The sequence below is a fragment of the Wolbachia endosymbiont of Diaphorina citri genome, from assembly GCF_013096535.2.
Lineage (GTDB): Bacteria > Pseudomonadota > Alphaproteobacteria > Rickettsiales > Anaplasmataceae > Wolbachia.
The window spans coordinates 746,943-770,800 of sequence record NZ_CP051265.2; the positions used below are offsets into that span (position 1 = coordinate 746,943).

Below are 23,858 nucleotides of genomic sequence, written 5' to 3' on the forward strand. Positions count from 1 at the left end.
CCCTACTTTTCCATTTTCAATCTAACACACATCTCAGTAATTATAATATCCAATTTTTGATCGTGTTTTTCCACAGGTAAATTTTTACAATATTGCTTCTCATAGGCTACACCTATAAATATTTTTCTAAGCGGCCGTAATTTTTTTATCATTGTATCATACCAACCACTTCCAAAACCTAATCTATTAAAATGATCATCAAAAGCAACAATAGGGGTAATGATTGTGTCGGGAATTATATCTTCATCTGCTTTATTCCATTCCTCAAATTTTAATAACTTATTTTTATTAGGAATTGCTACTTTATAATCTAAATCGAGTAAATGATGCATCAAAGGCACAACATTAATTTCTCCGTCTGTTGGAATGTACGCTGCTATTGTTTTACCTTTAACGCAACTTAAGTTTTGACTAAAAAGATTAATAAGAGAATTTGCTGCATAATTAGAATAACTTTCATCAATATCTTTTCTTATGGTTCTATATTGCTTCCTTAGTTCCTCTTTGTGCTGTTTAGTGTCTTTGAACATGTTCTATCCATTTTGCAGTGAGCTTTTCTTGTAAACTATTTTGCTTCAAGCGCTCACTTAAAAAATCAAAGTCAACAAGCTCCATATCCTGGTCTTGATTACTGCAACTATAAACAAAACTTATTTCTCCTGTTTCCTTATTTATGTGTTGCTGAATACATTGAGCGCAGATTTCTTTCATCATGCACTGCATAGGAGAGTTAACAGATGATATTGCTACGTGATTTGGTTTTAGGTATGGTTTTAAAATTGTTTTTCTAGCTTCATTTATAGCTTTCATCATTTTATCAGAACCAATAGTGATGATTTTATCTATAGTGTTTAAACTAATAGTAATTTTACCTAACTTTCCTTGCTGATATGAGATTATTGCATCAACTATATTACCATGAAAGGATTTATCCTGTTCTCTGCTTGTTTCTATCAATCTTTCTTCACATGCCCAAACTGTCACGTTTGATGCACGTTCTATCAGTGCTCGTTTAAATACATCACTTAATTTCTTATAGCCAGCGAAATATAAAACCTTATGATTGTTTTCAAGACAAGCTTTGCCTATCGAAAATAACACTGCATTTCCAACCCCGCCGCCAATCAGCATTATATTCTTCATAAACTTTTTACAGAGTAAAAAACGAAAAATATTCTCTAGCTTCAATTAAATCGATAACTAACAGCTGCATTTTTACGCATATTATCCAATAACAGGTTGCTTTGTATCATAATCTTTTGTTGATACATTTCCTGTTTGATTGCTTCTATATCCATTGCATTATTTTTGATATCACATAACATCATCAATTTTGCAGTACTATTTTCTCTTAATTCTACTATTTCATTCGTACTTGTTTTGCTAAATAAAATCTGTAAATCAGGATTTAAATCTCGCATTTTTACTTTAAATTCTTTTACGCTTGGCAACTTGAAATCGTCTGCTAATTTGTCAACATTTAGACAACTGACCTTTTGCTCCTTAAAATTAGAGAGTAAATTTTCTGAAGCTTTAACCATAACTTGTTTTACTTTTAAAATACTTTCCAGCAGTGTATGGTCGAGCTGTACCTTATCTATGACTTTTATAACAGAGTAACCTTCGCTTAAACTAATCGGACCTGCTACATCACTGATTTCTAATCTTTCCAAAACGTCCTTGAGAGTACCTTTTAGCTGACTTAAATTAACTGTTGCTTTGCGCATCTTTATTGAAGATTCTGGATTATTACTGGTACGTAATTTTTTTACTAAGTCTTCAGCTATCTTCTGATCGGGAATTATGAACTCCTGAAACGTAATAAGGTAATCAGACTTCTCTTTTTGCTTTCTTGCATCATCCACTTCTTGATCGCTGATATTAATAAGCGGTACAACTCCTACTTCAATAATCTTGTTCCACAGTAGCTGACACTTTACTTGTTTTTTTAGGGTATTGAGATCTATATTATGCTTTTTTACGTATTGATCAACTTCATCAGCCTTAAGTTTTAAACTTTGAGTTAAGAATAACGTGACAGCATTATTTAACTCCTCGTTACTCAATTCTATATTCATCTTCTGTGCTTCGCTGACAATGATAATTTCGTCTATTAACTGTCTTAGAATTTGAGATTTTACCTCTTTTTGATTAATCTTCTGAGTGCCAAGCAATGAATTTATGAAGTTTATACGTCTTTCGATATCTAAATTTGAAATTGGCTCACCATTTACATCTGCAACAATTTCAATCTCAGTTGCAAGTAACCTAAGCGGCAGCATTATTAATATCAAAATTAGTATTTTATGCATATAAAATTATTTAGCTAATAACTAATTCTATAATAAATACTGAATAAACGCTAGCTAACTTTTTAATAATTTAAAAAGAGGGTAAAATTACTGTAATGAATACCTAAACAATAATATACGGAAGGAGAGGGATTCGAACCCTCGATACGACTTTTCAATCGTATAACGGTTTAGCAAACCGCCGCCTTCAGCCGCTCGGCCACCCTTCCAAATTATTACTATAATATCAAGACCTTTACTGCCTGTCTAATGCTTTTAATTGCAATATTTGTATCTGTTCAGATGCATGCAAATATTGAAACCTGTACTCCCTTTCTTGTCATCAGAGTAGCTGACACTGGGATCCAACTAAGTTACTTTACAACGTTTTTTGTGCGAAAGGACTGGATCCCAGTGTCAAGCACTGGGATGACACCATTTGTTGTAAACTCACTTTTACTCTATGGTTATACTACCTTACCGCTATCCTGAACGGATACCAATATTTACCCATTAAAAACAACAATATTTTTCCGAATAACTGTAATTTAAGGCTAAATCAACGCAAACTAATTTCTACTTTTTTCAATGATTTTTTTTGCTTCTTCTACATCAGCCCATTCTCCAACTGTCACCGTTTTTCCCTTTTCTAAATCTTTATAATGAGAAAAGAAATGAGCTATTTTATCTAGTAAGCTTTTAGGTAGGTCAGAATAGTTGTTTATATTGTCATAATAGCTATCAACACTAGAGATAGGTACGGCTAATATTTTTTCATCCTCTCCTTTCTCGTCTTTGGTAAGTAATGCACCTACTGGACGCACTGATATCAAAACTCCAGACGCTAAAGGAAATTGAGTTAGCACCAAAACATCCGCAGGGTCACCATCACCTGCGCAGGTATTTGGTATAAACCCATAATTGCAAGGATAAGTCATTGAGGTGGACAAAAATCTATCAACTTTTAATAAACCAAGCTCTTTATTAAACTCATACTTTATGGGATGAGCATTTGCACTTATTTCAATTACTACATTTATTTCATCTGAACTTATCGTTATTTTACTTAAATCCATGGATTACCTCGTTATTCAAGAGAAGATATTATATAGCATACACTTTAAGAGTGCTACATTTATCATTTATAAGTAGAGATTCATGAACGCCTGGACTGTGTAGGACCATTTGTAAGATCATTAATAATTGCACCATTGACTGCTGAATGTGGCGGTTCTTGAGGTGATTTTAGTAGTTGAAATAAAGCATATACTATTACGATAGTAAGTACTGCAGCAACTATGAAATTGATGAGATTACTTTGTGGCAAAATATTTGTTATTGAGTTGAATAATTTTTGCTCCATAAAGAAATAATCAGCAGTATATAATCCAATAGACAATATAAACATACCTAAAGCTAATTTATAGGACGTGTTTTTACGATCTTTTTCTTTTTGTGGCACTAAGTAGTGTATATTCTCAGAGCTTGTTACTAATTGTTCAAATTCATCACTATTTTGGTTGTTTAACAATCGCTCTAGGGTGTTTTTTTTATTTATAGGATATATTAATCCATTCAGTTTCGATTGTTTCTTCTCTTGCCAATCCACATTCTCATAGTCGACTGTATATTTATCTCTACTTGATAGCTCGATCTTGTGTAGTGAGCTAGCTAAGAGCACTATATAGCCCTCTATTAATGGATCTTCACATATCTCTAATACTTCTCTTTTTACTGTTTTGTTAGATGACGAAAGTTTTTTATAATGACTACCTAAAGAAAAGAACAATGCTATATCTTTATCTACTTTTATGTTGTGAATAGAATAATAGAAGTTAATAATGCATTTATTTAAGGTAAATTCTCTATCATATTCGTTTAATGCATTTTCTTCACTTAACAACCTTCTAACATCAATAAGCACCTTATTTTCAAAATCTTCTGCTGTTTTAAATATTGATTCTCTCTTTGGATTTGCCAAAACGTTAAGTAAATCTAATTTTCTTCCATCTACTATTTCGTGTATGTCTTTACCTAACTCAGACTCCTTAATAACTTTATATATTTCATCTATGATATCTTGAGTGCTCAGATTATTACTTCCGCTTAAAATTTTATAAGCTTGAGTATAAATTAAGAACAACCCTTGTAGACTAAATTGTAAGTTAAAATATTTATCTAATGATTCCTCTTTTTTTCTAACGAATGAAGACAAACCAATATGGTTTCTATGGTCTATTTTACCAGTTAAGTTAGCATGTTGAAAATTGCCTAAAAAAATAAACAAGGCCTCTAATAAATTGCCTTTACCAACAATTTTTATTAGTTCTTCAACTTCCTTAACCATTGCTAAAACCTATAATGTTCTACTTTATAGTATAAGGGATACATGGCAAAATAGCTATAAATATTATTGTACGTTTACACTCTGTATCAAAGAATTAAGCCCTTTAGTTAAGAGCATATCCATCCACCGCCAATTACTTGCTCATCTTTATACGCTACACAGGCTTGACCTGGACTGATGCCAAAGTAATCGTCGTTTAAAATTACACAGGCTTTGTTTTTTTCGTCAGTTGAATGTATTGTTGCTAAGCTTCCTGCATGTGATGACCTGAGCTTCACAGTGACTTCCATCCCTTCTTTTGGTTGCTCTAGCCAATTTAACTCTTTGACCAATATCTTTTTTTGCATTAGCGCATTGATCGGACCTACTATAACCTCATTATTTTCTGTATTAATTCTTACTACATAAAGAGGCTCACTGTGTGCAATGCAGAGGCCTTTTCTTTGCCCTACTGTAAAATTTACTATGCCACTGTGTTCACCTAACACTTTTCCATGAATATCTACTATTTTACCTTTCTGTACAGATTGTGGAGCTAATTTAGCTATTGTCTTAGTATAGCTTTGAGAAACAAAGCATATATCTTGGCTGTCTGGCTTTTCAGAAATTTGTAAGCCAAAATACTTTGCTAATTTTCTTATATCACTTTTATAAAACCCACCTAGTGGAAATCGCAAAAGCTTTAACTGCTCCTCAGTTGTAGCAAACAAAAAATAACTTTGATCTTTACTTTTATCAATACTTCTGCACAACTTTACCTCACCATTTTCTTCTAATCTTCTTACGTAATGTCCTGTTACAAGCACATCCGCACCAAGATTTTTTGTGACTTGCAATAGATCACGGAATTTTACTGTTTGGTTACATCTTACACATGGTATGGGGGTTTCCCCACGCATGTAAGTATTCGCAAAATCTTCTATTACTTCCTTTTTAAATGTTTCTTCGTAATTTAAAATATAATGAGGAAAGCCAACACTTTCAGCTACGCGTTTGGCGTCATAAATATCTTGTCCAGCGCAGCATGCACCTTTTCTTGCATTAGCATTGCCATCAGTGCCATATAGCTGAAGAGTCACACCTATCACTTCGTACCCAAGATTATACAGCAGTGCTGCAGCAACGGAGCTATCAACTCCCCCGGACATTGCAACAATAGCCTTAGTTTGATGCGGAGCTTTATCTTTTAATAAAGGTTCAATTTCAAATTCTTTTAGCATATAATTTATAAACACAAACTTGGTGTCAAGCACTGGAATCCAGTTTCTATTACACAATTTCATCGAAACAGCATACTTATTTGTAGTCAAGTTCCAGTGTCAAGCGCTGGGATGACACCCCTTCCTGCTGGAAGTTGCCTTTAAATTACTTGGTGCGTGACACTGGGATCTCATTTATATTACATAATTCCATCAAAACAATTCGATAAACTGCCTTCAAAAACAATTTAATCTTGCTTGAATAAAACATGGCCAAAATAGTCCATGTTTTCAAGTACTTTTCCGCTACCCAGGGCAACACAACAAAGTGGATCATCTGCAACACGAACTGGTAATTTTGTTGTTTCACTAATAACTTTACTCAAGTTGCGCAATAACCCACCTCCACCAGATAAAATTATTCCTCTATCAACTATATCAGAAGAAAGTTCGGGTGGAGTACTCTCCAGTGCAGTTCTAATAGCAGAAATTATCTGATGTACAGGCTCTATTAAGCTCTCTGCAACTTGATATTCTGATAAAAGCATTTCTTTTGGCATACCACTCACTAAATCCCTGCCTTTAATTATCATTCCCTCTTTGTTGTTTTCAACTGGCAGACTGGCTGAACCGACGTTTTTCTTAATTTTTTCAGCAGTTGTTTCGCCAATCAATAACTTATGATTTTCACGAATGTATGACTTTATTGCCTCATCCATAATATCACCACCTACTCTGGCAGAACGTGAATAAACAATTCCACCTAAAGAAATAATTGCAACTTCAGTTGTACCACCTCCTATGTCAACAATCATAGAACCTTCAGGTTCGGTAACTGGAAGTCCAGCCCCAATTGCTGCAGCCATTGGTTCTTCAATTAAGAATACTTCATTTGCACCAGCACTTTCTGCTGCATCTTGTATAGCACGCCTTTCAACTGGGGTAGATCCAGATGGAACACATATGATAATACTAGGCTTATTAATAGTGAATCTTGTGTTTGCGCTGCGTATGAAATATTTTAACATTTCTTCCGCGCTTTTAAAATCAGCAATAACTCCGTCTTTCAAGGGCCTTATCGCTTCTATTTCTCCAGGTGTTTTTCCGAGCATCATCTTAGCTTTTTTGCCAAAAGCATAAGGAACGTAACTTCCTTTTTCTTTTACTCTTGCTACAACTGAGGGTTCATCAAGCACTATCCCCTGACTTTTCTGATAAACTAAAGTATTTGCAGTACCAAGATCTATAGCAATATCGCTAGCAAATAAACCTTTGAAAGTAAAAAAATTTCTGATTAAATTCTGAACAAAACTCATACACAACTCAAGAAAACCATTTATTGAGACAAATTATACTTTTCAGATAAGTAACTAGTGTAGCACTCAATATCTAAATCCCCACCTGTTACCTTTTTTAGCTGTTCCAAAAAACCATAATTTGCACTATATACATTTTTAGAGAACCAATCGATAAGTAAACTGAAATCTCCTTTTACTATAGAATCTAAAAATTCGTAATGATTTTTCTTAATAAAAGAAAAAAACTGCACAGCAGCGATTAACGCTATGACTTTAATAGGAAAGTAGCCTATAACACCACTTATCCAATACTCATCTTGAAAATAAGTGTCTAGCTCATTTTTAGCTTTTACTGAAATCTTGTAATGCTTCATACCTTCCAACCATTTATCGTGTAGATCTTTAACTTCTAACGTACCATTTATTAAATCTTGTTCTAATTTAGTTCTTAGCATAATGTGAGCCAATAAACTAAATTCATCCGCATTCTTCAAAAAAGATGAAAGATTTACTTTATTGAAAATCAAATACAAATTTTCAACACTACTATTAATTTTGCCTTTTGTAGAAAGTTTCTCCTTTATGTGTGGTTGAATGAACTCAATAAATTCTCTGGATGTTCCAATGATCCTTTCCATGAATAACCCTTGAGTTTCATACATAATATGTTTCGTAATTGAGCTCTTTATAGAATTTTGCGCTAAACATTTTTGATGAATTGCATAACCAGTATGCCGTAAAAGTAAAAATAAACCATAACAAAGGTCAGATTCATCATAATCAATAGGATCGTAATAAGAAATGGAAATCTCATTTGGTGTAACACTCATTTGCTGTAAGAATAAGGAACCAAGTTCAATCTGTCTCTGAACCGTAACTTTTTGTATATTAGTAACCTTATCCTTCTTCTGCTTTTGAGTTACTTTCTCTACATTTTCACTAAAAAATTTACCTAGCTTAGGAAATATTTCCTTTATGTTCTTTTCTGTGATATTAGAGTCATAGTCAGCAAGCAATGACTCATAGTTTGAGCGCTTTAATTGCTGCGATTTTATAGAAGCTGCTTCACGAGTAAGCTTAATTAGGTTAGTAAAGCATTCTTTCAGCTTTTCTAAGTTACTAATTTCAGAATTAGTTAGCCTCCATAAGTTTTGGCATTCAATCTTAGCTTTGGACAAAGATTTTACTAAATCAACAGGAATAGCGCTGCTGCTTTTGTGTATCCCCTCTATTAACTTTAGCTGCTGAATATTAGCACTCTTTTTATTCCTAAGAGCATTCGCTAATGATTCCTTTATTGCATCATGAGAGATAATTTCATGTCTGATTTCCTCTAGAAGACACATTTGTTCAACTTTGTCCTCTACATTCAATTGGCTTTTGCTTAGTAGTTTTAGTGTGTTTTCGATATTCCTTACCTTATGTAATACTTCCTCTAAAAACTTATAAGATCTCATTTTTATTCATTGCTTTGAAACATCTGCTTAATATCGTAATAGATTAATAATAAAGTTAAAAGTATATTTGCTTAAAGTACAATAAAAAATTGTATTTTTATTCTTTTATTGTATTTTATTGCTAAGAATTGAACATCTTATCAGAAAATTAATTATAAGATTGTAAAGAAAACATTTAGTATTTTATTTCCCTTGACTCTATTCTAGTATAGAGGGATTATTAGTACTAAAATTAAAATTACGCACTATATTTTAAATTTATGGAGGTTTAGTGATGTGGAGTAGACTGATTATAATGTGTTGTTTTTGTTTACTGCTTACTGGTGTAAGTTCTTGCCCTAAAAAAGGAGTAAATACGACAAATAAAATGAATGCTGTTGTTAAGCAGATAGGTGATAAAAGAGTTTTCTTTGGTTATGATGAATCTAGTATCGGTGAAGTGAGTGCAGATGCATTACTTGACGTGATGGAAGTGTTACAAAATAATCCTGACGCAAAGGTCACTTTAACTGGTCATACTGACAATCGTGGTTCTCACGAGTATAATCTTGCACTAGGAGCTAGACGAGCAGATGCAGCTAAAAAATTTATGGTCAGCTGTACACCTTATCTAGAAAATAGAATAAAAACTGCTTCTAAAGGTGAAACTGAGCCTTTGGTTAATGTAAAAGATGATTCTAGAAATTCCAAATATGAAAAAGAGCATGCTAAAAATCGTAGAGTGGAATTTTCATTTTCTGGAATAAAGAAGTAGTTTCTTGCATTAAAACCTGGATCCCAGTGTCAAGCACTGGGATGACAAAAGAGAGCAATTCCGCTGCTTGTTAGCAGGATCTATATATACCACAAATAAGTCGCTGTATGACGTAGAGACTATCTGGCCATCAAGAAACATAATGAAATTAGAGTTATTATTTCAAAATATAGCTAATAGTTTTGCTTTCCATAACCAAATCGCAGTTGCAGTATCAGGTGGTGTAGATAGTATAGTCTTACTGCATTTAATGACTAACTGGGCAAAAAAAAACAAGCTTTCACTTCCTATAGCATTAACAGTAAATCATGGGTTACGTTCAGAGTCTCAAAAAGAAGCTGATTTTGTTATAAGTTATGCAAAAGAACTTGGAGCAAAGGAATCGTTCATATTAAATTGGGAGAAGCAAAATATTAAAGGCAATATTCAGTTGCAGGCACGAAAAGCACGGTATAACTTATTAACAAAATGGTGTAAAAATAATAATGTTAAATATTTATTTGTTGCTCACCACAAAAATGATCAAGCAGAAACGTTCTTGTTGAGATTAGAGCGGGGTAGTGGAGTAGATGGATTATCATCAATGGATTACAAATCTTTCTTAAATGGTGTTTATATATTTAGGCCGTTGTTAAATTTTAGTCGTAGTGAAATAGAAAGGTATGCTAAGCTTCATCAGTTAAGATGGATCGAAGATAGAAGCAATTATGACTTAAAATACAGGCGAACTCTATACCGTAACTTGCTTAAAGCAAGTGATAATCAAGATGTTCTAACAGAGCGAATATGCCTCACAGCCCTTCATATGAAAAGAGCTGCAAAAGCGTTGATGCACTACACACGCCTTGCATTTGATGATTGTGTTAATGTTCATGATTTTGGTTATATTGAAATTAAACTAAGTGAATTTTATCAATTGCCAGAGGAAATAGCCTTGAGGCTTCTTCTTTACTCTATAATGGCAATTGCCAGCAAACATTATAAACCAAGGTACAACAGCCTTGTCGTAATATTTAATAAAATATTGCAAAAGGGTAGTAATGTTAACTGTACACTTTCTGGGTGCAAAATAAGAAAATATGGAGAAAATATCTTAATAATTAGAGAATCGTCAAAGATACAAGAAATTACTGTAAATTTGCCTATGTGCGAACCCATTACATGGGACAATAGATTTGGCTGTACAATACTTAGCAATCAGAAGTGTTCAGTAACTATTGCTCCGCTAAAGAAAACACAAAAAATTCCTGAATTTCTAAAAGATTACAACTGCTGCCCTGAAGTTTTTTACTCTTTACCTGTAGTCCTAAAAGATGGAAAGATGTTTGCTTATCCATGTATGAAACATAATAGTAAGAGCACTAGTGATGGCGAGATTAAATATTTTATCGCTAGTATAATAAAGGAAAATTTGCTAAAGTTAACTAATATTTAATTAAGGGTTAGAATGAGTGGGACAAGATTTTTTAAATTTGTAATTATTTTTCTAAAGTTTACTACTCTTTTCCAACAGTGAAAAAAATGGAAAGGTGATTGCTTATCCTGATGTAAATTATAACGGAAAAATACTGTGATGATAAGGTTCGATGATTATTAATAGCACGATAAAACAAAATTTGGTAAGCTTGATTAGTGTTTAGTTAGAAATGTAAATGAAAAAATTTTTAGAAGGCTTATTGATCTGGTTAGTGATTATTATTCTTATTTCAGTTGCTTATATTCAATTTAGCGGAAGTATAGGTAAGAGTAAAACAACCATACCTTTTTCAGAATTTTTAACTAGACTAGAAGATAATGATATAGAAAATGTTACAATAAGAAACCAAAGCATCGAAGGAAAGTTTAGGGATGGGTCAGCCTTTAACTCAAGTGGTGTTATATATAGTGACTTAATAAAAAGTTTGCATGATAGGAAAGTGAAGTTCTCCTTTTCAATTGGAGATTCTGCAATAGGTATAATTGGTGGATTACTTATTCAATGGGTTCCGACGCTTATCTTTATCGGTTTATTGCTTTTCCTTTTTAAACAAACGCAAGCAGGAGGTAATAGAACTATAAGCTTTGGCAAATCAAAAGCTAGGCTTATGACTACTGGAAAAAAAGTGACATTTGATGATGTTGCTGGGATTGATGAAGCAAAAGAAGAGTTGGTTGAAATTGTTGATTTTCTTAAACAAAGGCAAAAATTTCAAGTGTTAGGTGGGAAGATACCAAAAGGATGTCTTTTAATTGGTTCCCCTGGAACTGGTAAAACTCTACTTGCTCGTGCAATTGCAGGTGAAGCTAATGTACCGTTTTTTAGTATTTCTGGATCTGATTTCGTTGAAATGTTTGTCGGTGTTGGTGCAAGCCGTGTCCGGGATATGTTTGATCAAGGCAAGAAAAATGCTCCTTGTATAATTTTCATAGACGAAATAGATGCGGTGGGTAGGCATCGCGGCATCGGTCTTGGTGGCGGTAACGACGAAAGGGAACAAACATTAAACCAGTTACTGGTTGAGATGGATGGTTTCGAGTCTAATGAAGGTGTGATAATAGTTGCTGCAACTAACCGTCCAGACGTCCTAGATCCAGCACTACTTAGACCTGGTCGTTTTGACCGACAGATTACTATTTCTTTACCTGATATAAATGGGCGTGAGAGAATATTAAATACGCATATAAAGAAAATATCGATAGCACCAGATGTAAACGTAAAAACAGTTGCGAGGGGAACGCCAGGTTTTTCAGGGGCTGATCTAGCAAATTTAGTGAATGAGTCTGCGCTTATTGCTGCAAGAAGAAATAAGAAAATTGTTACCATGGATGATTTTGAGTATGCACGTGATAAAGTGATGATGGGCATGGAAAGAAGGTCCTTAGTCATTACAGAAGAAGAAAAAAAGCTTACTGCTTACCATGAAGCTGGTCATGCAGTAGTTGCAGTTAATATGCCTGCTTCTGATCCTATACACAAAGCAACAATTATTCCACGTGGTAGAGCACTTGGTTTAGTTATGAGACTACCAGAAACAGATAGAGTGTCCCTCACAAGAGAAAAGATGCTAGCAGATATAACTGTTGCAATGGGTGGACGTGTGGCAGAAGAGCTAATTTTTGGCTATGATAAAGTCACAAGCGGCGCATCTTCAGATATAAAACTAGCATCAGATTTATCACGTGCTATGGTGACAAAATGGGGAATGAGCGACAAAATAGGTCCGATCTATCATAATCGCGAACAAATCACACATGATTCTGAGACAATTTCTGAAGATACGTTAAGACTTATAGATGAGGAAGTAAAGAAAGTCGTATTTTCTTGCTATGAAAAAGCAAAAGACATTTTAACCAAGCGTAGGAAAGACTTGGAGCTCATTGCTGAAAATCTACTGGAGTTTGAAACTTTAACAGGAGATGAAATAAAAGACATATTAAGTGGAAAAAAAATTGTTAGAAATGAAAATGAAGGTAAAGAAGAGATAAGAAGATCCTCTCTCTAATTAGATCTGACTTTGATTTAACTGCTAAAATAAAAATCTTTAACCAGAATCTAAACTACAAAGCTATAATTAAACCTCTGCATTTTACCAATGAACTTCCTTGAACATTTCTCCAATTTTTTTCTAAATAACTCTTTGCCTATTTAAATAAGTATGTTCAGTATTAGAGCTTTCCAGACCGCTACTAGGAGAAAGCTTGACCTTTAAACATCTCTATTAGCTTTAATAAAGGAGCAGTTCTTGCTACAATGGCTCCTATAACAGCAGTAGCACCCATGATGAGAAGAAGCGGTTCTGAAGTGGTGATTATACACATCTCAATACATAAACCAGCAATGACCATACCAACCATTATACAAATGAAAGCACCTACAATTATGGATGAAACTACACCAATTAATTGTCCTATTTTTGAACTAAGTGGTACTTCTCTTTTACCTCCAACACAACCTTTGAATTTCGCTTTGATCTTCCTCCAACATCCTTAATTGTCTTTTCAAATTTTAATAGCGACTTGTTGTTTAGTCTATAGCTAACCGAAGTAAGATTTTCTCAAAGGGTGGGGTAAAAAGGTATAATACTGCTTTAATGAAGGTAGAATGATGCCAAAGCCATATAGTGAGGACCTGAGGGAACGAGTTTTAAAAGTGGTAGACGAGAAAAAATGACAATAGAAGAATTCGAAAAGGTTGTAGAAAAAATGCGCCCAGAGTGGGAAAAAGTTCAAGAACAGAAGAAATGCCATGGAAGAACGTCAAGACTGCCTGTATTGGAAGACAAAATACTCTGTATAATTCTATATTATCGAACTTACATAACGCACCGATTCTTGAGCTAACTATTCAACTTTCATAACTCAAGCACCTACCGATTACTCAAGAAAATGGAACCACTTTTGGCTAAGAAAGTCTCAATAAAAAAGGATAGAACTATGACGCCAGAAAGAATTTTGAAAATATTAGCAGATGTTACAGAACAACCAATACAACGATCAAAAGATAGGAAGAAAAGAAAATTGTCTTATTCCGGAAAGAAAAGAGTAAATACAATAAAAACAGAAATTGTTATAAAAGAAGATGGGCAAATTCTATCAGTGTCAAAGTCACACAGAGGTCGAATTCATGATTTTAAGATACGAAAACAGGAAAAAATGTTGTCAAAAGAGAATATCAAGTATGTTGATTCTGGGTGTCAGGGGTGGCAAAAATTGCAGAGTAACGTTGTAATTCCATATAAAAGGTATCGAAAAAAATCGCTGCCGATGATCAAAAAGAGCACAATCGAAAGCTGACATCATTTAGAATGAGAGTGGAGCATAAAATTCATGAAATTAAGGTTTTTAAAATCATGTCACATACCTATCGCAATTTTCAGAAGAAATACAACATGAGATTTAACATAATTGCTGATCTGGTAAATCTCAAACACAAGTTTTAATTGATCCTGCTATTGACCTAACTCACGCTGAATTTAGTTCCATACTGTTTCCCAGTAGGTCTTGTGGAAGAAGTAAGCAAGATGTTAAAAATTGATAGAAAACTATATACTAGTGGAGGAAAAGAAGAGAAGAAAGAGGAAGTATAAAACCGTCTTCAGACTATCAAAAGGGACATAGTCATAAAATTAAAGACTGAGATAGCTTTGTCAAATTTCTGAATGAAAACCGAGATATTACGGTTGAAAAAATAATTGAAAAATTTGGCAACATGTGCAAAGATACAGTCTACAATTATCTTAAAAAAGTAAGCTATACATATAAAAAAAACTTTTCTTTATCAGGAAAGGAATGAAGAGAAACCCAAGGAGTTCATAAAAAAATAGAAGGAATAGAAAAAGAAAACTTGATATTCATAGATGAGTCTGGAGTAGAAGATAACAGATTTTATGAATATGGGTGATCTCAAAAAGGTAAGAGGTTATTTGTCCAGGGTTTAAAAGAAAGAGGGTAAGAATAATTGGAGCACTAAATGAAGGAAAAGTTAAAGCTTCCTGAAGGCTACTGCAACAGCGAGATTTTTGATGCTTATGTAGAAAATATACTTGTTCCTATATTAAAACCTGAACAGACTATTGTTCTCGATAAAGCAAGCTTTCATAAATCTGCAAGGACGAAAAATTTGATAGCAAATATTGGGTGTAAAATTTTGTTCTTGCCTCCATACTCGCCAGATTTAAATCCGATTGAGAAGTTCTGGTTTGCCATTAAGCATGTCATAAGAAAAGTGCTGCCAAGCCAATATTAATTCGGCTATTGATTTTGTCTTTCAGTGCTCGGGCAAATCTTACTTCAGTTAGCTATAGATGCTTGTATTGGGCAGTATTCGTTTGCTATACTAAAGTTTCACTCTCAACCGAGTTGATAAAAGCTGCGATATCTCCTTGTAGCATTAGGTGTATATTTTTTGCTATTTTTTCCACTAAGAGGATAACATTATCAAAATTTTCAAATTTTGATAATACATAATCTGCTAAGCTTTTCTGACCTTCGGGCCTGCCTACTCCAAATCTTAAACGCCAATAATCGTTACCAATAAAGCTATCTATAGACTTAAGTCCATTGTGTCCAGCAGAGCTACCACCTTTTTTTACTTTTATTCTTCCAAATTTTAAGTCAGCATCATCATGTATGACAACAATATTGTCTAGCGATAATTTGTAAAAATTTTTTATTTTTGCAATAGGAATACCTGAATTATTCATAAATGAAGAAGGCTTTATTAGCATAACTTTATTATTGTTAATTATGCCTGAGGTTATCAAGTAATCAGCTTTCTTAGAAAATGACTGAAAATTCCAATACTTGCAAATTGCGTCAATAACTATGAAGCCAATATTATGGTGAGTTAATTCATATTTACTACCAGGATTACCAAGCCCAGCTATTAAATGCACTACTCCTCTGTTTTTGTTTGAGACTCTTCAACATCACTATCAGCAGCAGAAATTGTCACAATGGTAAAATTTTCTTCCTCATGAGCTACAAATTTAACACCTTCTGGCAATTTTACATCATTGATATGTACAGACTGACCAATCATTTTGCCAGACAAATCAATTTCTATGACTTGAGGTATTTTCTCAGGAGAGCATTTGACAGTAATAGAACGACACAAAACATTAAGCACTCCACCTAATTTGATTCCTGGTGATTTACTTTCATTGATGAATGATAAAGGTATATCTATTTTAATTTCACTACCTTTATCAACAAACTGAAAATCAACATGTTGCACAGTATCCTTTACTACATGCCATTGAATATCACGAACAAGAGCATATTCTTTTTTCCCTGAAATATCTAGTTCTATTAAATGTGCAGAAAGAGCACCTGATTTATATTGTTTAGTAAATTCCTTTGCAGACAATGTCAAATTTACGTTATCATGCCCTTTACCATATATAACTGCAGGTATACTTCCTTTTTCCCTCAGAGCTTGAATTGCTTTCTTTTTTTTTACGTCACGTAATTCTGCATTAATTGTTACCATTTCTTGCTGTGCCATCGATTACTCCTATTCAGCTAATCCTTTTTATATAATTTAATAATATAACATAAAAATATTTATTTCAAACTTCATTCTTTCACAGTAATTTTTTGTGAAAAAATTTATTTAGATATATACTTAAGATCACTTAGTAAGAGCTATGAGTACTGACGATAAATTAGTTTTTAAGATTTATAAGCCAACAAAAACTGCAACACAATCTGGTCTAGGTAATACAAAATTCTGGTACCTAAAAATTGAGACTTGTTCTTACTACATTGAACCTTTGATGGGATGGATTGGTTCAAAAGACCCCAAAAAACAGATTGTACTAAAGTTTGATTCTCTTGAAAAAGCAGTATCTTACGCAAAGAAACACAACACAAAGTACACAATTGAAATGCCAAAAGATGTTAAAAGACTGCCAAAATCTTATGCGAATAATTTCGTATCAAAGTAAGTTTTATCGTAGTGTGTTTATCTAAAAGCCTAAATTTAAGAACATATCTTGAAAGGACTTAAGTGGTTAAGCATATATTAAAGAGTTCTTGAAGTAAGGAGAGCACGCTCATACGTCAAGCAAACAATGTTTACCTAAAATTCTTTGACATTAGCAGCTTTCTTGCCCCGTTTTCAGTAACAGTGATTTTGTAATTCTTCTATATATTAGAAAAATTTTTATTTTAATTAGCCATAGGCGCCTATTGGTTTTTAGCTAAAGTAAAGGTCAAGTATCTGGAATTCTGGACATAAAATCCTCCTGTGTAAAAAAGATTAGAAAAAAGTGCAGCGCACATATGACAGAAATTAAGCACACTTACATGCTCTGAAGAAGATACGCTACGCTTTTTGATTAAAAATTTGACTGAAAAGTCTGCAGACAAAGATAGATTTTGAGCTCTTAAAATATCTCTAACTGTAATTATAATCAGATTTAAAATATATGGAAGCAATTTTTTACGTTAATATTTCAAGTTTCCCTTTCAAGATAGGTTCTAATTGTTACTCTAGGTTTTAAATTGTGCTAACGCACTGCGGCTATTTAGAGAGTTGAACCTGGCTAGCTAGTATCAAAGAGTTATTTTTTATATATTTCTCCATAAGCTTTACAAGCCCCTTTTGGATTACTCAAATAACTTCATTCTGCTTGAAGAACTTTTATGTTGCTTTGCACTAAATTAATTTCACGTTTTATTTGTGTTAGCTATTTATTTAGTGAGTGGACATGTAATTTTACCTTAAATAACCCTATAATAAAAACATAGTTATTGAAATAATACAGAAGGTTCTCATGACAACCTCTGTATAGCTCTTAATTTTGCTGAACGCGCACGCGGATTTGCATTTATCTCTTCCGCACTTGCTTTCATCACTTTTTTGTTTAAAAGGGAGAATGTCTTGGTAGGCCCTGGTTCACACAAATCTTTAAAAAGGGTTTTAACTATACGATCTTCTAGAGAATGAAAGGTAACTACAATTAATTTGCCGTTTTCACTTAAAATCTCAGATGCAGCTTTAATACCCTTTTCAAGCTCTCCTAGCTCATCGTTTACCCATATTCTGATCGCCTGAAATGTTCTAGTTGCAGGGTCAATCTTGCTTTTCCCACGAAACACTACAGAACGTACAATATCTGCAAGTTCAAATGTAGTTTTGATAATTTTCTTCTTCCGCGCATTTACTATCGCTCTTGCGATTTTACGAGAATGACGCTCACCCCCGTAATTATATATAGTGTTTGCAATCTCTTCTTCACGTAAAGCGTTAACAAACGTCGAAGCATTAACATGAGAATAGTTATCCATGCTCATGTTAAGTAGACCATCACGTAGAAATGAGAATCCTCTATCTCCATTATCAAGCTGCATAGATGAAACTCCAACGTCGAAAACTATTCCATTGATGCCTTTAATATTATTACTATCTAATAAATTTTTAATATTACTAAATTTCTCAATAAATAGATTTATTCTATCAGGGTATTTAACGTTCAGATCATCATAAAATTTGGTAACTGTTTCATCCCTATCAATTGCATACACTTTGCAATCAGCGGATTCCAATATTGCTTTGCTATATCCTCCAGCTCCAAACGTGGCATCCACATATATACCACCACTGTGTGGTGCTAATTGAAATAGCATCTCTTTTAACAAAACTGGAGTATGTGTCATATCAAGAGACTTTGTGCACTTAAATTAAACTCGCCAAAAAATATATGGAAATATATAGATATAGTATAAGGATATTTAAATATAATCAACGATATAAAAATTTAATAAGATAATATTATTAATATAACATTTACATAATTCACGTTTGAAAAAGTAAGTAATATTACTATAATATCAAACAAATTACGGAAGATTTTGTGCAACAAATAACAAAAGTAATACTATCAAGTTTAATTTGTAACACTTTGTTGTGGTATGATCACATGCTTTTCAGCCATCTAATAAGCATAATCGGAGATGTGTTTTTTCCATCAGACGACAAATTAGTCAGCATACTTAAAGCTTTTGGAGTGTTTGCAGTGGGTTTCTTAATAAGACCAATTGGTGCTGCTATATTTGGCCACATTGGAGATAAATATGGAAGAAGGATTGCTCTATTTCTCTCTATCATATTGATGACTCTATCAACCGTACTTATTGCATTTGTTCCAGGCTATCAGAACATTGGGGTACTCGCATCAATACTGGTGGTATGTTTAAGATTATTGCAGGGTATATCTCTTGGAGGAGAGGCAGGAAATGCCCCATTTTTAATAGAGCATGCTCCTAAAAATAAAAGAGGATTCTTTGGCAGTATTGAAGTATTGAGCGCAATTCTTGGCTCAATATTAAGTCTTATAGTGGTGCTTATATGCAAAAAAGTATCCGATTTTGAATCTTGGGGATGGAGATTGCCTTTTATTTTCAGTTTTGTAATAGGATTAATTAGTATATATATGAGATATATACTCGATGAAAGCCCAGAATATAAAAAGCAGGAAAAGCCACATGAATTACCGTTAAAAGAACTGTTAAATGGCTATAAAAAACCTTTTCTAATATCAATTGGAATTGACATAGTTGAGAATGCATCTCTTTACATATATTTAGTGTTTTTTAATCTACTTGCATCAACAATAAACACTCACACTCACTTTAATCACGCAGTAGAAATATTGAATCAGGTTGCACTTGGAGGATTGACTATACTATTTGCAATACTTTCTGATAAGGTAGGGAGAGAAAGAGTCATGAAATTTGCATTTGTGACTTTTATAGTAGTAAGTTATCCAGTTTTTTCAATGATACTAAGTGGTAATAATTTGCTCACCATAATGGCGCACGTTCTTTTTATAATCCCAATAGCTGCTTCTCTTGGTCCTGTTAGCGCGTTTATATGTGAATTATTCCCAATAAAGGTACGATACAGTGGATTTGGTTTATCAAGAAATATAGCTTCGGGATTTTTTGGTGGTCTTGCACCATTTATATGCACAACTATTATCAAAGTTACAGGACAAGGAACTTTAGCAAGTTTTTACATGATTTTCTGTGCACTAATTGGGTTAGTTGCTATATCACAAGTTAAGAGTTAGATTTTTTCAAAAACCAAGTGTTTAAAAAATCTAATCATAAGGTGGAAAATGCCAGTTTTTAGGTGATAGTGTAAATATTTCAACTCCATCTTTTGTGACTCCAAGCGTATGCTCAAACTGTGCAGAAAGTGAAAGATCACGTGTTGTCACTGTCCAGCCATCTAGCTTGCTGAGCAGAGTTTCATGTTTTCCAGCATTGATCATTGGTTCTACCGTAAAAAACATGCCTTCTTTTAAGATAAGATCCTCACCTTCATCATAAAAATGTACAACATTTGGTGGAGCATGAAAAACCTTTCCTATGCCATGTCCACAATAATTGCGTACGATAGAATATCCAAAATCTCTAATATATTTTTCTATGGCAAAACCTATTGCATTTAATTTATTACCGGGCTTAACTTGCTTTATTGCTTCCATCAGTGCACCATAAGTTGCATCACACAAACGCTTTGCTTTTATTGAGGGTCTACCAGCCCAAAACATGCGACTTGTGTCACCATACCAGCCATTTAAAATCACTGTAACGTCAATATTTAAAATATCTCCATCTTTAAGAGGTTTATCATCAGGAATACCATGACATACAACAGCATTTTTTGAAGTGCAAATTGATTTTGGATATCCCTTATAGTTCAGTGGTGCTGGACTTGCACCTGCATCGGTTATAAATTTATGACATAGATCATTTAACTCATTAGTTGTTACACCTACCTTGACGTATGGTGCAATGAAATCAAGGGTTTCAGCTGCAAACCTGCCAGCTTTACGCATAAAGTCAAAATCTTCTTGTGAATGTATAGTTATGTTCATGTTTCTTATGTTTTTATTGTAATTTTCTGCTTCTCTTACGGATACATCAGTGTAATAATACTATAAAAATAAGCTCCTAGATCAAGCCATTTGTATATCAAGAGATAAAGACAAAAATCTAGACTGTGACTTTTGATTTAACCCAATGGTATAACTTACTTATTTTACCATCGTGACCAAGCATTCCAGAATTATTTCTATAAAAGGTATCAACTATTAGCTTTATAGAGCCTAAAGCAGCAGAAAATACAGGATTTTTGTCGTATTCGCCATCAAGACCGCTACAAGATTCAGGGCATCCGATACGGACTTGTTTATTGAATATATAGCTTGCAATTTCTTTCATGCTTGTGAGTTGACTGGTTCCACCTGTGATCACTACTTTATTAATTGGATCTTTCTGTTCTTGAAATTGTTCTCTTATCAGCTCAAGTATTTCCTCAATCCTTGGTCTTATGATGTTAACAAGTTCAGACTTAAACACTTGAGTTGGTTCATCGCTTTCATTACTTTGCACTGCAATACATTCATTCTCATCTATTGAAGTTACAATAGTGCTACCGTATAGTATTTTTATGCGTTCAGCATGCTCTATACTTGTGCATAGTCCATAAGCTATATCTCGGGTAATGTGAATGCCACCAATTGGAATGCTGCTTGTGTACACAAGTTTTCCTCTCTTAAAAATTCCAATTGCAGTGCATCCACCTCCTATGTCAACAACAGCAGTTCCTAGCTCTTTTTCATCTTTACTTAGACAGGCAAGGCCTGCAGAATATGCAGAAGCAACACAACCAGCCATACTTATCCCACTATTATTAGTTATACAATTTTCGATATTGGTAAGCGCTGGACGCGAAGCAGTGACAACATTAACATCAGCAGATAATCTTTTTCCATATAATCCACTGACTTCCTTTATGTCAGTCATATCATCTAAGTGATATTTCAGTGGTATATTGTGAATGATGACATTTTCTTCGATATATTTCTCAAATGTCTGAAAGACTACACGTTTTATGTCTCGTTCTGAAATTTCGTGATTAGCTGCAATTATTTCGTTATGTACGTAAAAAGATGAGATTCCACATCCGGCTACATTCACATATATCTGGTCTATAGTCTCTTCTGATACTTGTTCAGCTAAACCTACAGTTGATGAAATAGAGTAACTTGCATGCTTTGCGTCAGTTATTGATCCGCCACTTATACCTTCTGCACTTTTATAACCCGTTCCTATTATTTTATAGCTAAAATTGCTATTGATCTTAACGATTAGGCAGATAATTTTTGTTGTACCTACGTCTAAAACAGCAAAAACATTCTGCTTTGGTTTTGTTATTACTACAGAGTACATTAGTTGACCTTATGATGCGATTCCATTTAAATTGTAGCTTCCCTGAATGAATTTATATTTCTATCATAAATGTAGCAACATTTTAATATACCTAGACAAAAAGAAAAATAAAACACAGAATTACAATTTTTATGTCTAAGTTACCAATTGTAATTGCCCCTGACGAAAGATTAACTACACGCGCCAGTGAAGTAACAGATATAACCGATAAAATTAAAGAATTAGTAAACGACATGTTCGAAACTATGTACGATGCAGAAGGTCTTGGTCTTGCTGCAGTACAAGTTGGAGTGCTGAAGAGAATTTTTGTCATGGACGTTCGGCCAGAAAAGGCTGGAGATGAGCTAGCAGGGTATGACTCAGTTGGCAAGTTTTGTATGATTAACCCTGAAATTAAGGAATTATCTGATGAACAAGTCATTATGAGTGAAGGATGTCTTTCAATTCCAGAGCAAAGCCATGAAATCAAGCGTCCAAAATATTTAACTGTAAAATATAAAAACTTAAATAACGAAGAACAGACGCTAAAAGCTAGTGGTTGGCTTGCAAGGTGTATTCAGCATGAATTGGATCACTTAAATGGTATATTATACATTAGACATTTATCTAGGTTGAAGTATGATTTGGCTATGAAAAAAGCACAAAAGGTTAAGAGGCACTATGAGCAATGAAGATCTAGAATTGTTGAAGTTCTATCATGAAGTGGGAGTTGATTGCACGCTAACTGAAAGTGAAGAGAAAAAAAAAATGAAAAATGAGAGAGCTGCACAGTCTTCTGTCATCGAGCAGAAAAAAGAACAACAAACTATGTTCCCAAGTGACTGGATCATTGAAGCAAGGAAGCTTGCAAGTCAATGTAGTAGTGTAGATGAACTAAGAAGTGCAGTTAAGTCATTTGAGGGTTGTGAAATAAAAAAAACTGCAACTAATACTGTTTTTTCTGATGGTAATCCGAATGCAAAAATCATGCTTATTGGTGAAGCACCAGGAGCAAATGAAGACCTGAAAGGCATACCATTTTGTGGTGCAAGCGGAATACTGCTCGATAAGATGCTCGGTGCAATTAGTCTGGACCGCACTAAGGTGTATATAAGCAACGCGGTGTTTTGGCGTCCACCAGGTAATAGAAAACCAACTGATCTAGAACTTGATATGTGCAGACCATTTGTTGAGAAGCACATTGCTCTTGTTTTACCGCAAATTCTGATTTTTGTCGGAGGAATTGCATGTTATAGCCTTCTTGATAACACAAAGACTATATCGAACTTGCGTGGCAGATTTCATACTTATACTAACCAATATTTATCTCATTCAATTACTACAGCCGCTATATTTCATCCAGCCTATCTACTTCGTCAACCAGCGCAAAAACGCTTAGCTTGGGAAGATTTGAAGAAGATTAGGGAATATCTTGATAATACCAATAACCACACAGATGTTTAGCTTACTACTCGTTATCATCTTAGTACCGGCTAATTGCATTAAATATTGAAAAATTTACTAAACAGAGAAAAAGGCAAAAGAAAATCTATCAGCTACTACCTATTTTTTAATTGGCGTTTTTCATTGTGTTAAATGCTTTGATAAACGCATTTTAGCTTATGTGGGTAAAAGTTTTATAAAGACATAGAGTGCACATAGTGCAAAAAATTAAACATCAAGTATATTGAGCTTTTTGTCGTTTTATCTGCACAGACTGAAGATAAATAATATATTTTCACCCTTATTTTAAGGAGAATGGCGGAGTTCGTCAAGTAACTCTTGCCGTTGCTATAGCTACTTGAGT

At 33.7% G+C, this 23,858-nt stretch carries 22 protein-coding genes, 1 tRNA gene and 1 pseudogene; 10 read left to right on the plus strand and 14 right to left on the minus strand.

What is annotated here, in order from left to right; all coding sequences use genetic code 11:
• Positions 1-2: 2 nt before the first annotated feature.
• The 9 genes from HGO49_RS03285 to HGO49_RS03325 form a co-directional block, all read right to left on the minus strand.
• Positions 3-530 (minus strand): 5-formyltetrahydrofolate cyclo-ligase, encoded by a 528-nt coding sequence (locus HGO49_RS03285; RefSeq protein ID WP_017532355.1) that lies wholly within the window; start codon positions 528-530, stop codon positions 3-5.
• Positions 514-1,143, minus strand: a complete 630-nt coding sequence (locus tag HGO49_RS03290) for a ferredoxin reductase domain-containing protein (RefSeq protein WP_017532354.1) — start codon at positions 1,141-1,143, stop codon at positions 514-516. The genes HGO49_RS03285 and HGO49_RS03290 overlap by 17 nt, the downstream gene beginning before the upstream one ends.
• Positions 1,144-1,184: 41 nt before the next feature.
• The gene (locus HGO49_RS03295; RefSeq protein WP_017532353.1) at positions 1,185-2,312 is read right to left on the minus strand and encodes a SurA N-terminal domain-containing protein; all 1,128 of its coding nucleotides are present in this window, start codon (positions 2,310-2,312) and stop codon (positions 1,185-1,187) included.
• Positions 2,313-2,430: 118 nt separating this feature from the next.
• Positions 2,431-2,521: transfer RNA gene (locus HGO49_RS03300), tRNA-Ser, on the minus strand.
• Positions 2,522-2,860: 339 nt separating this feature from the next.
• Positions 2,861-3,367 (minus strand): inorganic diphosphatase, encoded by a 507-nt coding sequence (gene ppa / locus HGO49_RS03305; RefSeq protein WP_017532352.1) that lies wholly within the window; start codon positions 3,365-3,367, stop codon positions 2,861-2,863.
• A gap of 80 nt (positions 3,368-3,447) precedes the next feature.
• Entirely contained in the window at positions 3,448-4,638 is a 1,191-nt protein-coding gene (locus HGO49_RS03310; protein ID WP_017532351.1) for a WD1261 family protein, read from the minus strand.
• A 107-nt stretch (positions 4,639-4,745) separates the two neighbouring features.
• The gene (gene mnmA / locus HGO49_RS03315; RefSeq protein WP_026092678.1) at positions 4,746-5,858 is read right to left on the minus strand and encodes a tRNA 2-thiouridine(34) synthase MnmA; all 1,113 of its coding nucleotides are present in this window, start codon (positions 5,856-5,858) and stop codon (positions 4,746-4,748) included.
• Between the two features lie 227 nt (positions 5,859-6,085).
• Positions 6,086-7,153 (minus strand): rod shape-determining protein, encoded by a 1,068-nt coding sequence (locus HGO49_RS03320; protein WP_017532349.1) that lies wholly within the window; start codon positions 7,151-7,153, stop codon positions 6,086-6,088.
• A gap of 20 nt (positions 7,154-7,173) precedes the next feature.
• Positions 7,174-8,592, minus strand: coding sequence for a gluzincin family metallopeptidase (locus tag HGO49_RS03325; protein ID WP_017532348.1), 1,419 nt, complete (start codon positions 8,590-8,592; stop codon positions 7,174-7,176).
• Positions 8,593-8,866: 274 nt separating this feature from the next.
• Here HGO49_RS03325 and HGO49_RS03330 point away from each other — a divergent pair, with 274 nt between their 5' ends.
• The 6 genes and pseudogenes from HGO49_RS03330 (at position 8,867) to HGO49_RS03355 (ending at position 15,071) form a co-directional block, all read left to right on the plus strand.
• Positions 8,867-9,346 (plus strand): OmpA family protein, encoded by a 480-nt coding sequence (locus HGO49_RS03330; protein ID WP_017532347.1) that lies wholly within the window; start codon positions 8,867-8,869, stop codon positions 9,344-9,346.
• 142 nt (positions 9,347-9,488) lie between these two features.
• Entirely contained in the window at positions 9,489-10,781 is a 1,293-nt protein-coding gene (gene tilS / locus HGO49_RS03335) for a tRNA lysidine(34) synthetase TilS (protein WP_017532346.1), read from the plus strand.
• A gap of 217 nt (positions 10,782-10,998) precedes the next feature.
• Positions 10,999-12,828 (plus strand): ATP-dependent zinc metalloprotease FtsH, encoded by a 1,830-nt coding sequence (ftsH, locus tag HGO49_RS03340; RefSeq protein WP_017532345.1) that lies wholly within the window; start codon positions 10,999-11,001, stop codon positions 12,826-12,828.
• A gap of 248 nt (positions 12,829-13,076) precedes the next feature.
• On the plus strand, positions 13,077-13,316 hold the full coding sequence (locus HGO49_RS03345) for a hypothetical protein (protein ID WP_172758386.1): 240 nt from the start codon (positions 13,077-13,079) through the stop codon (positions 13,314-13,316).
• 176 nt (positions 13,317-13,492) lie between these two features.
• Positions 13,493-14,265: pseudogene (locus HGO49_RS03350) on the plus strand (transposase).
• A 530-nt stretch (positions 14,266-14,795) separates the two neighbouring features.
• Positions 14,796-15,071 (plus strand): transposase, encoded by a 276-nt coding sequence (locus tag HGO49_RS03355; RefSeq protein ID WP_017532343.1) that lies wholly within the window; start codon positions 14,796-14,798, stop codon positions 15,069-15,071.
• An 85-nt stretch (positions 15,072-15,156) separates the two neighbouring features.
• Here HGO49_RS03355 and pth read toward each other — a convergent pair whose 3' ends face one another.
• Both pth and HGO49_RS03365 read right to left on the minus strand, forming a co-directional pair.
• Positions 15,157-15,720, minus strand: a complete 564-nt coding sequence (gene pth, locus HGO49_RS03360) for an aminoacyl-tRNA hydrolase (RefSeq protein WP_017532342.1) — start codon at positions 15,718-15,720, stop codon at positions 15,157-15,159.
• The gene (locus tag HGO49_RS03365) at positions 15,720-16,331 is read right to left on the minus strand and encodes a 50S ribosomal protein L25/general stress protein Ctc (protein WP_017532341.1); all 612 of its coding nucleotides are present in this window, start codon (positions 16,329-16,331) and stop codon (positions 15,720-15,722) included. Before HGO49_RS03365 ends, pth begins: the two co-directional genes overlap by 1 nt.
• Positions 16,332-16,473: 142 nt before the next feature.
• On the opposite strand from HGO49_RS03365, the gene HGO49_RS03370 reads away from it, so the two are divergent.
• A complete protein-coding gene (locus HGO49_RS03370) occupies positions 16,474-16,773 on the plus strand; it encodes an ETC complex I subunit (protein WP_017532340.1) in 300 nt (99 codons plus the stop codon).
• Between the two features lie 829 nt (positions 16,774-17,602).
• Here the strand turns inward: HGO49_RS03370 and rsmH are convergent.
• Positions 17,603-18,487: a 16S rRNA (cytosine(1402)-N(4))-methyltransferase RsmH gene (gene rsmH / locus HGO49_RS03375; RefSeq protein WP_017532339.1), complete on the minus strand. Its 885-nt coding sequence runs from the start codon at positions 18,485-18,487 to the stop codon at positions 17,603-17,605.
• Positions 18,488-18,684: 197 nt separating this feature from the next.
• Between rsmH and HGO49_RS03380 the strand changes: the two genes are divergently transcribed.
• Positions 18,685-19,902, plus strand: coding sequence for an MFS transporter (locus tag HGO49_RS03380; RefSeq protein WP_026092676.1), 1,218 nt, complete (start codon positions 18,685-18,687; stop codon positions 19,900-19,902).
• Between the two features lie 30 nt (positions 19,903-19,932).
• On the opposite strand, the gene map is transcribed toward HGO49_RS03380, so the two are convergent.
• On the minus strand, positions 19,933-20,715 hold the full coding sequence (gene map / locus HGO49_RS03385; RefSeq protein WP_017532337.1) for a type I methionyl aminopeptidase: 783 nt from the start codon (positions 20,713-20,715) through the stop codon (positions 19,933-19,935).
• 118 nt (positions 20,716-20,833) lie between these two features.
• Complete coding sequence (ftsA, locus tag HGO49_RS03390; RefSeq protein ID WP_017532336.1) at positions 20,834-22,072, minus strand: cell division protein FtsA; 1,239 nt, start codon at positions 22,070-22,072, stop codon at positions 20,834-20,836.
• Between the two features lie 131 nt (positions 22,073-22,203).
• On the opposite strand from ftsA, the gene def reads away from it, so the two are divergent.
• The gene (gene def, locus HGO49_RS03395) at positions 22,204-22,743 is read left to right on the plus strand and encodes a peptide deformylase (protein WP_017532335.1); all 540 of its coding nucleotides are present in this window, start codon (positions 22,204-22,206) and stop codon (positions 22,741-22,743) included.
• Positions 22,733-23,515: a uracil-DNA glycosylase gene (locus tag HGO49_RS03400; protein WP_017532334.1), complete on the plus strand. Its 783-nt coding sequence runs from the start codon at positions 22,733-22,735 to the stop codon at positions 23,513-23,515. Before def ends, HGO49_RS03400 begins: the two co-directional genes overlap by 11 nt.
• Positions 23,516-23,858: the final 343 nt, after the last annotated feature.

Excerpts from the sequence above, each read along its gene's own strand:
- HGO49_RS03285 (WP_017532355.1), bottom strand. The coding sequence starts at position 530 with ATGTTCAAAGACACTAAACAGCACAAAGAGGAACTAAGGAAGCAATAT.
- HGO49_RS03290 (WP_017532354.1), bottom strand. The coding sequence starts at position 1,143 with ATGAAGAATATAATGCTGATTGGCGGCGGGGTTGGAAATGCAGTGTTA.
- HGO49_RS03295 (WP_017532353.1), bottom strand. The coding sequence starts at position 2,312 with ATGCATAAAATACTAATTTTGATATTAATAATGCTGCCGCTTAGGTTA.
- ppa (WP_017532352.1), bottom strand. The coding sequence starts at position 3,367 with ATGGATTTAAGTAAAATAACGATAAGTTCAGATGAAATAAATGTAGTA.
- HGO49_RS03310 (WP_017532351.1), bottom strand. The coding sequence starts at position 4,638 with ATGGTTAAGGAAGTTGAAGAACTAATAAAAATTGTTGGTAAAGGCAAT.
- mnmA (WP_026092678.1), bottom strand. The coding sequence starts at position 5,858 with ATGCTAAAAGAATTTGAAATTGAACCTTTATTAAAAGATAAAGCTCCG.
- HGO49_RS03320 (WP_017532349.1), bottom strand. The coding sequence starts at position 7,153 with ATGAGTTTTGTTCAGAATTTAATCAGAAATTTTTTTACTTTCAAAGGT.
- HGO49_RS03325 (WP_017532348.1), bottom strand. The coding sequence starts at position 8,592 with ATGAGATCTTATAAGTTTTTAGAGGAAGTATTACATAAGGTAAGGAAT.
- HGO49_RS03330 (WP_017532347.1), top strand. The coding sequence starts at position 8,867 with ATGTGGAGTAGACTGATTATAATGTGTTGTTTTTGTTTACTGCTTACT.
- tilS (WP_017532346.1), top strand. The coding sequence starts at position 9,489 with ATGAAATTAGAGTTATTATTTCAAAATATAGCTAATAGTTTTGCTTTC.
- ftsH (WP_017532345.1), top strand. The coding sequence starts at position 10,999 with ATGAAAAAATTTTTAGAAGGCTTATTGATCTGGTTAGTGATTATTATT.
- HGO49_RS03345 (WP_172758386.1), top strand. The coding sequence starts at position 13,077 with ATGGCTCCTATAACAGCAGTAGCACCCATGATGAGAAGAAGCGGTTCT.
- HGO49_RS03355 (WP_017532343.1), top strand. The coding sequence starts at position 14,796 with ATGAAGGAAAAGTTAAAGCTTCCTGAAGGCTACTGCAACAGCGAGATT.
- HGO49_RS03365 (WP_017532341.1), bottom strand. The coding sequence starts at position 16,331 with ATGGCACAGCAAGAAATGGTAACAATTAATGCAGAATTACGTGACGTA.
- HGO49_RS03370 (WP_017532340.1), top strand. The coding sequence starts at position 16,474 with ATGAGTACTGACGATAAATTAGTTTTTAAGATTTATAAGCCAACAAAA.
- rsmH (WP_017532339.1), bottom strand. The coding sequence starts at position 18,487 with ATGACACATACTCCAGTTTTGTTAAAAGAGATGCTATTTCAATTAGCA.
- map (WP_017532337.1), bottom strand. The coding sequence starts at position 20,715 with ATGAACATAACTATACATTCACAAGAAGATTTTGACTTTATGCGTAAA.
- ftsA (WP_017532336.1), bottom strand. The coding sequence starts at position 22,072 with ATGTACTCTGTAGTAATAACAAAACCAAAGCAGAATGTTTTTGCTGTT.
- def (WP_017532335.1), top strand. The coding sequence starts at position 22,204 with ATGTCTAAGTTACCAATTGTAATTGCCCCTGACGAAAGATTAACTACA.
- HGO49_RS03400 (WP_017532334.1), top strand. The coding sequence starts at position 22,733 with ATGAGCAATGAAGATCTAGAATTGTTGAAGTTCTATCATGAAGTGGGA.